Genomic DNA, 13,811 nt, shown 5'->3' on the forward strand with positions numbered 1-13,811 from the left:
TTCTTCCACATGAGCAAGCTTGTTACGTTTTTACTTTCTTCACAAATACTTTTACTACCGGTACAAGAAAGATGGAAACAATCAATACACGGAAAAGTTGAAATGCCGTTACTATTGTCACATTGGCATGCACTGAAGCAGCGATAATGCCCATTTGGTCTAATCCGCCAGGGACAATGCTTAGAAATCCCGTGCGGAAGTCAAGGTCATACAAATGTTTCATTACAAAAGATAAGGCATAGGCAGAGCCAATAAAAAGACCCGCTGACATAAATGCATAAAATACGTGCTTTTTTGATAAATGTAAATCCTCTTTTTTCAATAACAGACCTATATAAATACCAATTAAGAGCTGTGCAATATGAAGGTATGATACTGGCATTTGCGGCACATCTACATCTGCTAAATTCAAACCTATTAATAAAAATACTGGACCTAACATATAGCCTGTTGGAATCCTCGCCTTTTGTGCAAGCCAACCTGCCACTGTACAAAAAATCAATAATACGAGCAATCGCCAAGAAAAAGTTCCATCTACTGTGACGATATTTTCACCAGTGCCAGTCACTATTAATGGTACAAAGCCAACAATGAGCAATACTCGCAACACCTGATAAAACGTAATAACCGCCATGTTCATATTGCCTTGTTCCTCTGCAAACGCCACAATTTGTGTCATGCCACCAGGTACGCAACATGTCAGCGCAGTGGAATAATCTAATTCAGTACGTTTAGCTACTAGAAAACTAATCGCAAAAAATAACAAAATAAAGATTAAGTTAAGCACAATGATGCTACTTAAAAATTGCTGAATATCTTGTAATGCTTCTTTCGTAAAGGCAAACCCAATCGAATAGCCAGCCACAATTAAACCAACATTACGGAAATATTTATGCCACTGCAAGTGGATTTTAGTAAATAACTGTATACAAAGCACCGCTGCTATTGCCCCGAGTAGCCATGGCATCGGAATATGTAAAAGTTGAAAGCTAAGCGCACCGCATAGCCCAATACAAAGCGTGATAAATAACTGTTTATAAAACGTCCACATACAAGCCCCCCTCAAGCATGAATAGTTCTATTATGACGCGAAGTCCCCCAATAAGCTACTGCTCGTACTTCAAGGGGCCCTTCTAGGTGCCTGGCACCGAAACAATTTAGAATTTTCAGATTTTAATGTACCTACTCCCTCGCTTCTTAAATATACGGCAAGTACAGTTATGGTAAAAATGCAACCTGTTAATCATTTATTTCAACCTGTTATCAAACAATTTATCTTGTGTGAAAATTTCTATGCTACATTAAGATTAAGCTGAATCAGTAAAAACATGCCATTCCTTTTAAAGGAGAAGAGATAATACTTACCAAAGGAGGCCTCCCATGAAAATCCATTTAACGATTAATAGCGCGCTAGAAGAAACCGAGATACACATCCATGCCAAGGAATACAACGATCACATTGAGAAATTGATGAAACAACTGCAAGCAGCCCAAACGACTATGCTCGATGGCTATTTGCAACAAGAAATTCATCTCATTAAAATTACGGATATTTACTCAATCTACGCTGAAGGTGCAAAGGTTTTTTTACAGACGGAGGAGCAAGAATTTGAATCCAAACGCAAATTATATGAGCTCGAAGCACAATTAGCAAAAGATTTTGCGCGCGTTAGTAAATCGACACTCGTTAATATCAATAAAATTTCTTCAATTCAGATGGGCAAAATCGGTTCAACGGAATTACTGCTCGACAACGATGTGTCCATCCATGTGAGCCGCAAATATTTAAAAGAATTAAAACGCCACTTAGGTATTGGGAGGGACTCTATATGAAAATACTTCGCATGATGATTATGGGACTATTATTCTCACTTTGCTCATCCTACATTTTAGTGACGTTAAGTGTCATATCAAATCACACGATGGTGACAGGACCAGAATTGCTGGAGCAAGTAATTATTGCCGCCATACTTGGCATTGGAATAGGTTCTTTATCTCTTATTTTTGATTTAGAACGTTTACCATTTGCTATTCAGCTTTTGCTACATTTTATTGCCGTTACTTGTTGCGTGATGATAGCAGGCTATTTTGGTCGCTGGTTTGAACATGCGGGCATACTGTATGTACTCATCTCAGAATTAATTATTTATTTCATCGTATGGTGTGTTCTATATATATTTCAAAAAAACGAAATTGAAGAAATGAATAATGTCATTCAAAAAAGAAAGGAATAAAGATTATGACGTTTGCAATTCAAGTCGAACACTTACAAAAGCGCTATGGTGAGCATTTTGCAGTAAAGGGTATTTCCTTTAATGTAGAACAAGGCGCACTCTTTGCCTTTTTAGGTGCCAATGGAGCTGGTAAATCGACCACCATCGAGATTTTATGTACTTTATTACAAAAAACAAGTGGTAAAGTATCCATTAACGGTTATACGCTCGATGAAAAAGCGAATAATGCGGAAATCCGTAAATCAATTGGTGTAGTGTTTCAACAAAGCCTATTAGATGAACGACTTACAGTGCGTGAAAATATTATCCACCGTGGCAAAACATATGGTTTATCAAAGGAACAACTTGCTGAGAACTATCAATTTGTCTCAAGTTATCTACATTTAGAAGATATTGAACAGCGAAAATATGGCACATTATCTGGTGGTCAAAAAAGGCGCGCTGATATTGCTCGCGCACTAATTCATCGCCCACAAATATTATTTTTAGATGAACCAACGACCGGACTTGATCCACAAACACGCCAATTCGTTTGGCAAACAATTAAACAACTTCAGGCAGAGACTAATATGACCGTATTTTTAACAACACACTATATGGAAGAAGCGGCATGTGCCCATCAAGTCATCGTCTTAAAACAAGGTCGTATTGTTGCTGAAGGAACACCTGACTTTTTAAAAACAACCTATGCCTACGACCAGATGGCACTTGTCTTTCATGATCGTGGACTAGGGATAAAATGGCTTGAAGACAATGCTTTAAGCTTCACTGAAAAGCAAGGCATTTTCTCCGTTCGTGTGGACTCCACTTTGCATGCACTGACACTTTTGAAAAAGATAGAATCCCATTTAGCCTCGTTTGAAGTCATTAAAGGAACGATGGATGATGTGTTTATTCATATTATGGCACAAGGAGATGTGACGGATGGAAGCGATGATTAGTTTAATACAACGCAATAACAAAGTTTTCAGACGAGATAAAACACAAGTCTTTTTCTCCCTGCTTTCCGTTATTATTGTTATTGTGCTGTACGCAGTCTTTTTACAAAAAATGCAAGTGGACGCAATTGAACAACTGACAGAGGCGACACCTGAGCTGATTGCCATGGTCAATGAATGGCTAGTAGCAGGTTTATTATCGATGATGGCTGTGACGACCACATTAGCCGCATTTGCTATTGCTGTACGAGACATGGAATCAAAGGCGACAGCCGATTTTCTATCAGCTCCAATCTCCCGTGCAACGATTCAGATGAGCTATGTACTAAATGCATTTCTCATCGGCTGTATCTTTTCCCTCATTGCTCTCATAGGTTGTGAAATTTTCATTGTGGCTACTGGCGGTGAGCTACTTAGCTTCATAGAACTTATTAAAGTAATTGGCATTCTGTTATTATCTGTGTTGCTGGCAAGCGTCTTTAATGTATTCCTCGTACTTTTTGTTAGCACACAAAATAGTTTTTCAACACTTAGTACAATCGTTGGCACAGTATTAGGCTTTTTATGCGGTGTTTACGTACCCATTGGTGTCTTACCAAATTTCGCCCAACAGCTTATTATGTATTTCCCCATCAGTCATACGACACTATTATTGCGTAATGCTTTTATGGATAATTCCATTACAAAGGTTTTTGAAGGTGTTCCTGCTGAACAAATTGAAAGTTATAAAGTAAATTATGGTATTGTATATGAACTAAATGGACATTCCCTTAACATGGCAACAAGTTATATTGTGATTATAGTTGCAATCATCTTACTTGCTATATTATCCATAATTATTTTCAAAAAGAAAAATCGCTAGTAATCCATCCATACACATCGCCGACAAACGCGATGTGTTTTTTATTGCTTTTCAACAAACATTTTGTTATTTTTAATATAAATAAATAAACAAAATAATAAAATGTTTGTTTTTTAGGAGGTTTCACAATGGATGTAAATCAATTATTTTGGCAAGCTTCAATCGAGGACATTAAACAAGGCTATACAGATGAAGCTTCACACTTCACTTGTCTTCTTTGTGGTGAGAAAGTGGAAAAAGGTATTATTTATCCACATGAAAAGGTATTATACGAAGCCGAGAAATTTATGCAACTTCATATTACCGCTACGCACCAATCCGTTTTTCACTACTTAAATGGATTAAATAAAAAAATGACAGGCTTAACAGAACATCAAAGCCATATTTTGCGCCTTTTTTATGAAGGTAAATCCGATCAGGAAATTAAAGAAGAGCTTGCAATCGGCAGTGCGACAACGATTCGCCACCATCGTTTTGCTTTAAAGGAAAAAGAGCGTCAAGCTAAAACATTTCTTGCCATGATGGAATTATTAAAAGAGCAGGATCAGAAGGAGGAGCCTTTTGTAGCGATTCACAAAACGGCTACGATGGTCGATGATCGTTATAATGTTACTGTCGCGGAAGAACAACAGCTGCTAGCTAAATACTTCCCGCATGGTATTGGTCAAGAGCTCGTCCGCTTTCCAAAACGAGAAAAGCATAAAATAGTCGTGCTTCGCGCAATTACAAAGCTTCTGGATGAGTCCAAACAATATACAGAAAAGGAACTCAATGAGATTATCCAACCGATTTACGAAGACTATGTTCAAATTCGACGCTATTTAATTCAATATGGTTTTATGGATCGTCATGATGATGGCAGTGCCTATTGGGTAAAAAAATAAGAAAGTAGGGTTCATAATGGATCACAAAAAAGAGTTAAAAGAACTTTATAAAGAAATGAAAATTGAAGCTGGCGTTTTTACAATGACAAACAAACAAAATGGTAAAGTGTTTGTTGGAAGCTTTAATAACTTAAAACGTCTTAACGGCTTTCAGTTTATGTTAAAAACAAATACGTATACAAATAAAGCATTACAAGCTGACTACAATACTTATGGCAAAGATGCTTTTCAACTCGAAGTCGTGGAATATTTGAAGGAAAAAGAAGAGGGCTATTTTGATGCCAAAAAAGAACTCGAAAAGCTTGAAGAGAAATGGCTCGACAAACTTCAGCCGTATGGCGAACACGGCTACAACGCTTAAAATTGTTTGAGAATTGTGTGAGTGCCTGGCACCCACATAATTCAGAATTGTTTGGGTGCCAGGCACTGACAATATTCAGAATTGTTCGAGTGCCTGGCACTTCGCTTTTTTTGTTAACTTTTCGAATACGAGCTCATAGGAGTGTTGAATTAATGCTTCAAGTAAATCACTTGGAATATTTGCATCTAAATAAATCGAATTCCAATGTGTTTTGTTCATATAGTAACCTGGAATAATGCCTTCATAGGTTTCTCTTAATTCTTCTGCACGACTTGGTTCACATTTCAGTGTAATAATAGGTTTTCTTGTCGCATCTCCACCCATCATCGCAAACATTTTGCCGCCGACATGGTAGCGGTCTGCCTGCCATTCATCTTTGTAATCATGAGTAGCACCTTGTTGCTTTAAACAATATGCTTGGATAGTATCTTTTTGCATGGTTACCCCTTTCCTCTTCACATATTAAAAAAAACACACGTTCGATTATCATTATAATCAATAACATGTGCTTTTAATATATATATTTTCCTAAAATTCACTATATTTAGTCGTTATCATTTAGTCCCTCGATGAAATACACCAATTACTTCTGTTGTTTGCAAAATGTTCACAAAAGCTTTGGCATCTACTTCTTTTATTAAACTTTTCACTTCTGCAAGTTGATAGCGTGTAATAACAGTAATGAGTACTTTCCTGCCCTCACCAGAATAGCCACCTTTTGCGTCTAACATCGTAATCCCCCGATGCAACCTTGTTAACAATTGTTGCTTTACATCCTCCCCATTGCTCGTAATAATCATCAACGTCAACTTAATATTACTTGTATGAATGGTATCTACAACTTTTCCTGTGGCGTAAATTGAAACGAGTGTCAATAAAGCTGCATCCCAACTAAAAACAAAACCTGAGATTGCTACTACAACCCCATTCATAGCTGATATAAGAGCACCCAGTGGAAAATCTCTTTTGCGACTCAATAGCATGGCAATAATATCAAAGCCACCGGAGGAACCAGATGCGCGAAAAATTAAACCAACACTTAGGCCGACAATAACCCCGCCAAATAAGGAAGCCAATATCGGTTCCTCCGTTGCTTTATAAATTGGAATAATTAATAAAGAGATAGACATTACAGCTACTGATAGTATTGTATAAGCAATAAAACGTTTTCCGAGCTTCATCACACCTAAAATTAGCAACGGTAAATTTAGTAAAAGATTTAATACACCTGTATTCAGTGGCGTAACGATACCAAGCATAATGGCAATCCCACTTAATCCGCCACTTAAAATCTCATGCGGTATCAATAAAAAATTATAGGCAAAAGCCATTAATATCGATGCCAGCGTAATAATAACAATATTGCGCATAAGCTCCCCTACCATTCTACAACGAACAATTTTGATTATCTTCTATTTAGAATACCCAAGTTATTCGCCTTAAAAACCTTGCGCTTTGTAGATTATAGTTATGCCTAACCGATGTTACTTTTTCTGTTCTTCTTTCAGCGGCTTGTCATTTTTCGGCTGTTCCACTTCAGCCACTTTCATAATGCGATCAAGCATGGTCGGATGCGTATAGCGGAACCATTTGACAAGAAGCGGCGGATTTACTTCACTCAGCCCAGATATCGTCAGCTTTTGGAATGCCGTAACCGCGGCTGTCCGATCGCCCATCATAGATATCGCATAGTTATCCGCTCTCGTTTCCTGATATCTTGATACAAAATTAGATAATGGACTCGATGCAAATAATAAAAAAGAGGTAATGAGTAAAAATAGTGGCAAGGAATTAATATCACTTATTTTTGATATTTTCAATGCATGACCATATTTAGCAATTGCCCACCTCATAATCTTCGCTGTTATCCAAAGTCCCACTAAGGTTAACAATAAATAACCTGCCATGCCAAAATAAATATGTTTCTCAACGTAATGGCCCATCTCATGTGCCATGATAAATAAAATTTCATTATCCGTTAAACGATTTAACGTCGTATCCCAGAGCACAATTCTTGAATTACTACCGATACCGGTCACATAGGCATTTAAAGCATTGGTCTTTTGTGCCATATTGACTTCATAAACATGCTCTGCCGGAATATCAGCTTGGTCAGCTATTGTTAATATTTTCGTTTCCAGCTCTTTATTTTTTAACGGATAAAAATCATTGTATAACGGATCAATGACAACAGGTTGAATAAACATCACAAATATTGTAAAGGGAATCGTAAGTAGCCATGCATACAGCCACCATCTTTTCGCACTCTTTTTAATGAGCCAATAAATTACTGATACAACAATAAAGGTCATCGCAAAGTTAACCCAAAAATCGATTACACCATCCCGCATCCATGACGAAAATGCCTGTGTGCTAATCCCATAACTTTTACTTAAATAGTAGCGATAATAGTCAATCGGGAATAATACGACATACAGCAAAAATGATAATAAAAATAAATAACCCGCATTTTGTAGGAATTTTCTTTTCGCTTGAGAAGTTGCAACTTTTTCAAAATAACGTGATACACCCATTAACAAAATAGCCATATAAACAAGCCATTCAAAAGGTGTTACTACAAAAAACAAGAAATTCCTGATTTTTGAATACTCAATACTCAAGTTTAATTCTTTTTCAGACATAAACATCACTGGGTCCGCAGCTGTTCCTTGAAACGCAGGCGGTAATTTGCCACCACCACTATGGAATATATACCAATACATACAAAGAACGTAAGCACCAAATAATAGTAGCGCAACAATTCCCATTTTTTTCGCTATGTTAGTTCCCCCTTACTCCATACAAAGTTTGTCCTATAGTAAGTGTAAGCTAATTTGAAAAAGTTAGAACAAACTTTATATGTTTTATTTCACCATTTAAATATTGTTCATTGATGTTCAACAAAATTCCTTGCTCGGTGGGTTTCTCATGCTGCTTCGCGGGATTCTCCCCTCGCTTCGCGGAATTCACACCCTGTTCCGCGGAATCCTCACTCTGTTTCGCGGGATTCTCACTTTGCTTCACGGAATTCTCTCGCTGCTTCGCGGAATTCTCACGTTGTTTCGCGGGATTCTCTCTTCGCTCCGCGAAATTCTCTCGCTATTCGGCGGAATTCTCACGCTACTCTGCGTAATCCTCACTCTGCTCCATGGAATCCTCACTCTGCTTCGCGGAATTCTCCCCTCGCTCCGCGGAATTCTCACGTTGTTTCGCGGGATTCTCCCCTCGCTCCGCGGAATCCTCACACTGTTCCGCGGAATTCTCTCCTCGCTCCGCGCAATTCACACCCTGTTCCGCGGAATCCTTACCTCGCATGGCGGAATTCACACCCTGTTCCGCGGAATTCTCACCTTGCTCGTAGAATTCTCCCCTCGCTCCGCGGATAGCGTCCTTACTTTGCAGATAATCACTGTGCAACGCCGTTAAACCCAAAAAAAGGGCTCTCAATGACAGCCCACGATTGATTGCCTATAAGATTTGTTACTTCTTCCTCTGATCTGTGTGTTTTTTGTATGTTTTTACCACTTCAAGAATGTACAATTGTTCTTCCTCGGATAATTCTTTTGCAATACTGTAAATGTCCTCGAGTACTTTAGCACTTTGTACAGCCTCATCTGTATCGCTCATGGCGCCTTCACCTGTTAAAAGCCAACCTTTATTAATTTTTAAGCATTGGCTAATCGCATTAATGACAATCATCTGTGGTTCAGTTTTATTCTTTTCAAGATTAAAAATCACACCCCTCGATACACCGATTGTTTCTGCAAGTGCATCTTGCGTATACCCTTTGTTTTTCCGAGCATATGTTAATCTTTCACCTAAAGAGTCCATCAAAAAATCACCTCTGTATTGTATTATAACCGAAATAAAAATCATTATCAAAGCAATTTGTCATTGCCAACGCATATATAAAGCCATTCAATTCATTGACAATGCAAAATACACATGTTAGAATGCATTCATAAAGCACTGTACAAGGAGATGATTGTCTTGTCAAAGCAAAGAGAAGCCGTTTCATCTAATAAAACGTTGAACGAAATCATGGATACAGTCAATGAACTGCCATTGGAATACCAAAATAAGGTTCTGGCTATTTTACGTGGGATGGTTTTTACGAAAAATTGCTTAATCAAAAAAGGGCTATTACAGCAATCAGATACTTCCAATACAACACCATCTTAAATAGCATTAAATATTCGACAATCTGACATAATTCGCTAACATACTTTAATAACATGGATTGAAGACATGTTGTTAGAGTGTGAAAGGAGGGATGACCAACTTGCTTACCGAGTTACTGAATTTAGATACGATCCAAATTACTAACGAAGTAGCTAACTGGCAGGAAGCTATTCACGTGGCTTCATCGCCCCTATTACAGCAAAGCAAAATCGAAAAACGCTATATTCAAGCGATGATAGAATCCATCGAACAACATGGTCCATATGTTGTGCTTACTCCTAAAGTCGCCATTCCTCATGCGCGACCATCTGATGGCGTAAATGAATTAGCGATGAGCTTGTTACTGTTGCAAAAGCCTGTCTTTTTTGGCCCCAATAAACCCGTGTACTTAATTATCGTATTAGCAGCTAAAGACAATTCCTCGCATTTACAGGCATTAGTTGATTTAACGCAAGTTTTACAAGAAACCAGTCACATTGACAATATTATCGGCTGCAAGGGTCCAAAATGCATTATTGAAAAAATAAGACAATATGCTGCAAAGGAGCGATGATGATGAAGATTTTAGTTGTTTGTGGAAATGGTTTAGGTAGTAGTTTTATTATGGAGCTAAATGTTAAAAAGGCACTGCAAGAACTCGGAAAAGATGTGGAGGTAGCGCATACAGATTTAGCATCTGCTATGGCGGAGAAAGCAGATATTTATGTTGGTGCAGGAGATATTATCGATCAATTAGATAATGGCGATCGAACTATTGTACGCATCGTCAATATGATGAGTATTTCAGAAATTCAATCAAAAATTGAACCACTGCTTTAATTTAATGGCATCCATGCTTTTAAAATTGGATAGGATTGAGGTGTTCGTATGTTAGATGTTATGATGAATGACATTTTAGGTACACCAGCAATATTAGTTGGCTTATTTGCTCTTATTGGCTTGCTAATACAGAAAAAATCCGCTTCTACTGTCCTTTCGGGTACGTTAAAAACGATTATGGGCTTTGTAATTTTGGGCGCTGGTGCGACGGTTTTAATCGGATCTTTAACTCATTTTAGTAAAATGTTCGATCATGCCTTTCAAGTTCAAGGGGTTATTCCCAATAATGAAGCCATTGTAGCTGCTGCGCAAACGACTTTTGGAACATCCACTGCTATGATTATGGTCTTTGGTATGGTAATGAATATATTGCTAGCGCGATTTACGCCGTTTAAATACATTTTCTTAACTGGCCATCATACATTATTTATGGCGTGTTTAATCGCAACCTCCCTTTCAATAGGCGGTATGAGTGGTATCCCTCTTATTATTGTCGGCTCCATCTTATTAGGTATTTGTATGGTTGTTTTCCCTGCTATTCTACAGCCTACTGTGCAACAAATTACTGGTAATAATGATTTTGCAGTTGGTCATTTTGGTAGTATCGGCTACTATGTATCAGCAAAAATAGGTCAATTATTTGGCAACAAAGCAAAATCAACAGAAGCCATTGCAGTACCTAAATCACTAGGATTTTTACGAGATACATCCGTTGCCATTTCCTTAACAATGTGTATATTTTTCATTATCGTTGCCTTATTTGCAGGTCGTTCTTACATTGAAGCACAATTATCCGATGGCTCTAATTTCATTGTTTTCGCCATTATGCAAGCAATTACCTTTGCTGCTGGCGTTTATATCATTTTAGCAGGTGTACGTATGTTAATTGCCGAAATTGTTCCTGCATTTAAAGGGATAGCTGATAAGCTTGTCCCGAACGCAAAGCCTGCATTAGATTGCCCGACAATTTTCCCATTTGCACCAAATGCCGTAATAATCGGTTTCCTTTTTAGTTTCCTAGCTGGTATTTTATCTATGTTCGTACTCCCGCTCATCGGGCTAAAAGTCATTATACCTGGCCTTGTGCCCCACTTTTTCACAGGCGCAGCTGCAGGCGTTTTTGGAAATGCTACAGGAGGTCGCATTGGCTCAATGGCAGGTGCCTTCGCCAATGGCTTAATCATCAGCTTCATCCCTGCGATATTGCTCATCTTTATGGGAGACATCGGCTATGAAGGCACAACATTTGGTGATTCTGACTTTGGAATTGTAGGGATTATTATAATCAATATTTTAAAATTATTAGGTGCGGTATAATAATGTCACACTAAATGAAAAAAACTCGTTCTGTATTAACTTAGAACGAGTTTTTAATTTTCAGAATCGTTTGTGTGCCTGGCACTAAATTGGTGTGGCAAAAATTTGTTTTTCTTTAGGGTCCCACAAAACAATCCCAATATCTTGTTTTTGATCGATTACTCGAATTGTTACAGGAACATAGTCAAATAAAATACCATTTAATTTTGTACCAATAAACTGCAGCAAACCTATTAATTCTGTATCATTGATTAATGGGGCATGTACCTCTATTTTAATATCTGCTAATTTTCCATTTTCATAGTGTAGCTTGCCAAGCATTTTGGGATTTAAATGATTAAAATTGTTTTGAATATCTTCTTTAAACGTTAATAATTTTCCATATGTATCTTGATCTAAACTATATAATGCATCGGAAGGGAAAGTATAATCTTTCTTATCGATAGCAAGCCATTTATCTATACGATCCTTGCCCTCATCAATATATGTTTCCGCTAAAAAGACACCTGGAAGAATATCATTTTTATTAGACTCCTGAAACAACGTTAAATAGATTGGCACTTTTGGCATCGTTTCATTATTTCTTATTTGTTGAACGATAACCTCCGCTATTTTTTTGCCGTATTTTTCTACATCATTTACATCATCGTCATTATTGTCTACTTTCACTTGATCTGTATAAATCAGGCCATTTTCATCCGACACACGAATATCATAATATTCATTTAACGAGATAGCTAAGGACATGCCTTCTATTTTCCCGCTTTTTTTGTTAATATAATTTTGCTCCAACACATGAGATAGAATAAGCGGGTTCTCTTTTTCATCATCTAAAATATTGCCAGTACTAACGGTTTTTGCTGGATTTAAGCCTAAACCTTCTTCTGTTTTTCTTTCTAACCATTGATTAATGATCTTTTTATCTACATATTGGCCTTCCTCCATATAAAAACTGTTTGGAGAAAAATGCTCCACTGATAGATTCATTAACCCTTTCTCAATTTCATTTATATTTAACGTATTATTCATATTACTAACGATTAACCCTCTAGATACATTCAATTTTGCAGGTTGTTGAATTTCGTATATTTCCTTCTTTTGAAATGAAGATATGTACATTTTTTCTTCTTTAGCCGCATCGCCATCTCCACTACAAGCAGCTAAAAAAAATAAAGGTGATAGTAAAAATAGTGCATTTTTCCTTATAACCATTTCGATAATGCTCCTTACTCATTAAAATAACAACATACCTTATATTACCATAAAATCTATTTAAATTTATATACACTACAATCTTTGCAATAATTTTTGGTGTCCTACTACAATAAAAAAGACAATGCCGTAATAAGCATTATCTTACTTAATAACCTATACTATTTTCTTACACCATAAAATACATAGCTGTAGTCTTGATAATGTTGATGATATAGTTTTATTTCTTGTCTAATCATGGCGATAACATTATTTGCATCCGCAATGGTATCATATTTTTTCTCCATTTTTTGAAGGGAAAGTTCAAGAGGATTGTAATATTCTTCTATCCAATCCTTCGTTGGTAAAACGAAAGAAAAAACATAATTATAGTCTAAAGCGGTAATTTGATTAATTTTATTTGGAATCGTATCAATTTCTGGATATCCTTCATTCCAAAATTCTTTACAAGCATTAGCAGGATTATCATGTAACCATGATATTTCACTACATACAAGATACCCCTCTGGTTTTAAGAAAGTTTTCCACTGTGCAAGACCTTTTTGAAAGCCCATAATATAGATTGAGCCTCCGCCCAAATGAGGTCAAATGTTTCTGGCTTAAAGTCCATCTCAAACATGGAACTATTTTGTACACTGACTCTCTCTTCTAAATTTTTCTGGTGTAGCTTTTCCTTTAATGAAATTAAACTTGCTTCATTTGTATCAATCGCCGTTATATGAGCAAGAGGAAATTCTTCAGCTAATAATAACGTATGGGTACCTGTCCCACATCCAATATCCAAAATATTTAGCGCTTTTTTGCTATCTAAGTCCAGTAATGACAATGCCTTTTTTGTTGATTGTTCACTACCTGGTCCTTGTCGTGTTAATCCCTCAAAGGCTTCATAAAAATAGTTCTCCATTCGTAACCCTCTCCTTAGTTGTTATTATACTGAAAATGTATGAACTAGAGCTAACCATTCGTTATTGAACATATAAACAATAAGTCAAATTCCTATTT

The 13,811-nt window shown here is 36.9% G+C and carries 18 protein-coding genes; 10 read left to right on the forward strand and 8 right to left on the reverse strand.

Annotation, left to right across the window (positions count from 1 at the left end):
- Nucleotides 1-22: 22 nt before the first annotated feature.
- Entirely contained in the window at nucleotides 23-1,051 is a 1,029-nt protein-coding gene (locus tag ACIQXI_RS09355) for an AbrB family transcriptional regulator (RefSeq protein WP_402923788.1), read from the reverse strand.
- A 329-nt stretch (nucleotides 1,052-1,380) separates the two neighbouring features.
- Here ACIQXI_RS09355 and ACIQXI_RS09360 point away from each other — a divergent pair, with 329 nt between their 5' ends.
- From ACIQXI_RS09360 to ACIQXI_RS09385, 6 genes are all read left to right on the forward strand, one after another.
- Nucleotides 1,381-1,833, forward strand: a complete 453-nt coding sequence (locus ACIQXI_RS09360; RefSeq protein ID WP_402923790.1) for a LytTR family DNA-binding domain-containing protein — start codon at nucleotides 1,381-1,383, stop codon at nucleotides 1,831-1,833.
- Nucleotides 1,830-2,234, forward strand: a complete 405-nt coding sequence (locus ACIQXI_RS09365) for a DUF3021 domain-containing protein (protein ID WP_402923792.1) — start codon at nucleotides 1,830-1,832, stop codon at nucleotides 2,232-2,234. The genes ACIQXI_RS09360 and ACIQXI_RS09365 overlap by 4 nt, the downstream gene beginning before the upstream one ends.
- A gap of 5 nt (nucleotides 2,235-2,239) precedes the next feature.
- Complete coding sequence (locus tag ACIQXI_RS09370; RefSeq protein ID WP_402923795.1) at nucleotides 2,240-3,175, forward strand: ABC transporter ATP-binding protein; 936 nt, start codon at nucleotides 2,240-2,242, stop codon at nucleotides 3,173-3,175.
- Entirely contained in the window at nucleotides 3,159-4,034 is an 876-nt protein-coding gene (locus ACIQXI_RS09375; protein ID WP_402923797.1) for an ABC transporter permease, read from the forward strand. Before ACIQXI_RS09370 ends, ACIQXI_RS09375 begins: the two co-directional genes overlap by 17 nt.
- 128 nt (nucleotides 4,035-4,162) lie before the next feature.
- Nucleotides 4,163-4,918, forward strand: coding sequence for a DUF2087 domain-containing protein (locus ACIQXI_RS09380; protein WP_402923799.1), 756 nt, complete (start codon nucleotides 4,163-4,165; stop codon nucleotides 4,916-4,918).
- 16 nt (nucleotides 4,919-4,934) lie between these two features.
- On the forward strand, nucleotides 4,935-5,279 hold the full coding sequence (locus tag ACIQXI_RS09385; RefSeq protein WP_402923801.1) for a GIY-YIG nuclease family protein: 345 nt from the start codon (nucleotides 4,935-4,937) through the stop codon (nucleotides 5,277-5,279).
- Between the two features lie 75 nt (nucleotides 5,280-5,354).
- On the opposite strand, the gene ACIQXI_RS09390 is transcribed toward ACIQXI_RS09385, so the two are convergent.
- From ACIQXI_RS09390 to ACIQXI_RS09405, 4 genes are all read right to left on the reverse strand, one after another.
- Nucleotides 5,355-5,717, reverse strand: a complete 363-nt coding sequence (locus ACIQXI_RS09390) for an MmcQ/YjbR family DNA-binding protein (protein WP_402923804.1) — start codon at nucleotides 5,715-5,717, stop codon at nucleotides 5,355-5,357.
- A 116-nt stretch (nucleotides 5,718-5,833) separates the two neighbouring features.
- On the reverse strand, nucleotides 5,834-6,649 hold the full coding sequence (locus tag ACIQXI_RS09395; RefSeq protein ID WP_402923806.1) for a YitT family protein: 816 nt from the start codon (nucleotides 6,647-6,649) through the stop codon (nucleotides 5,834-5,836).
- A gap of 114 nt (nucleotides 6,650-6,763) precedes the next feature.
- Nucleotides 6,764-8,059, reverse strand: a complete 1,296-nt coding sequence (locus ACIQXI_RS09400; RefSeq protein WP_402925720.1) for a M48 family metallopeptidase — start codon at nucleotides 8,057-8,059, stop codon at nucleotides 6,764-6,766.
- A 700-nt stretch (nucleotides 8,060-8,759) separates the two neighbouring features.
- Nucleotides 8,760-9,110, reverse strand: coding sequence for a helix-turn-helix domain-containing protein (locus ACIQXI_RS09405; RefSeq protein ID WP_402925723.1), 351 nt, complete (start codon nucleotides 9,108-9,110; stop codon nucleotides 8,760-8,762).
- 159 nt (nucleotides 9,111-9,269) lie between these two features.
- Here ACIQXI_RS09405 and ACIQXI_RS09410 point away from each other — a divergent pair, with 159 nt between their 5' ends.
- From ACIQXI_RS09410 to ACIQXI_RS09425, 4 genes are all read left to right on the forward strand, one after another.
- A complete protein-coding gene (locus ACIQXI_RS09410) occupies nucleotides 9,270-9,461 on the forward strand; it encodes a hypothetical protein (RefSeq protein ID WP_402923808.1) in 192 nt (63 codons plus the stop codon).
- A gap of 100 nt (nucleotides 9,462-9,561) precedes the next feature.
- Nucleotides 9,562-10,014 carry a PTS sugar transporter subunit IIA gene (locus ACIQXI_RS09415; protein ID WP_402923811.1) on the forward strand — a complete coding sequence of 151 codons (453 nt, stop codon included), beginning with the start codon at nucleotides 9,562-9,564 and terminating at the stop codon, nucleotides 10,012-10,014.
- A gap of 2 nt (nucleotides 10,015-10,016) precedes the next feature.
- Nucleotides 10,017-10,280: a PTS sugar transporter subunit IIB gene (locus tag ACIQXI_RS09420; protein WP_402923814.1), complete on the forward strand. Its 264-nt coding sequence runs from the start codon at nucleotides 10,017-10,019 to the stop codon at nucleotides 10,278-10,280.
- A 48-nt stretch (nucleotides 10,281-10,328) separates the two neighbouring features.
- Entirely contained in the window at nucleotides 10,329-11,597 is a 1,269-nt protein-coding gene (locus ACIQXI_RS09425; RefSeq protein WP_402923816.1) for a PTS ascorbate transporter subunit IIC, read from the forward strand.
- A gap of 84 nt (nucleotides 11,598-11,681) precedes the next feature.
- Here ACIQXI_RS09425 and ACIQXI_RS09430 read toward each other — a convergent pair whose 3' ends face one another.
- From ACIQXI_RS09430 to ACIQXI_RS09440, 3 genes are all read right to left on the reverse strand, one after another.
- Entirely contained in the window at nucleotides 11,682-12,809 is a 1,128-nt protein-coding gene (locus tag ACIQXI_RS09430) for a CamS family sex pheromone protein (protein ID WP_402923818.1), read from the reverse strand.
- A 161-nt stretch (nucleotides 12,810-12,970) separates the two neighbouring features.
- Nucleotides 12,971-13,363 (reverse strand): hypothetical protein, encoded by a 393-nt coding sequence (locus tag ACIQXI_RS09435; RefSeq protein ID WP_402923820.1) that lies wholly within the window; start codon nucleotides 13,361-13,363, stop codon nucleotides 12,971-12,973.
- Entirely contained in the window at nucleotides 13,321-13,713 is a 393-nt protein-coding gene (locus tag ACIQXI_RS09440) for a class I SAM-dependent methyltransferase (protein ID WP_402923822.1), read from the reverse strand. The genes ACIQXI_RS09435 and ACIQXI_RS09440 overlap by 43 nt, the downstream gene beginning before the upstream one ends.
- Nucleotides 13,714-13,811: the final 98 nt, after the last annotated feature.

Source organism: Lysinibacillus sp. NPDC097195 (assembly GCF_044762075.1).
Classification (GTDB): domain Bacteria; phylum Bacillota; class Bacilli; order Bacillales_A; family Planococcaceae; genus Lysinibacillus.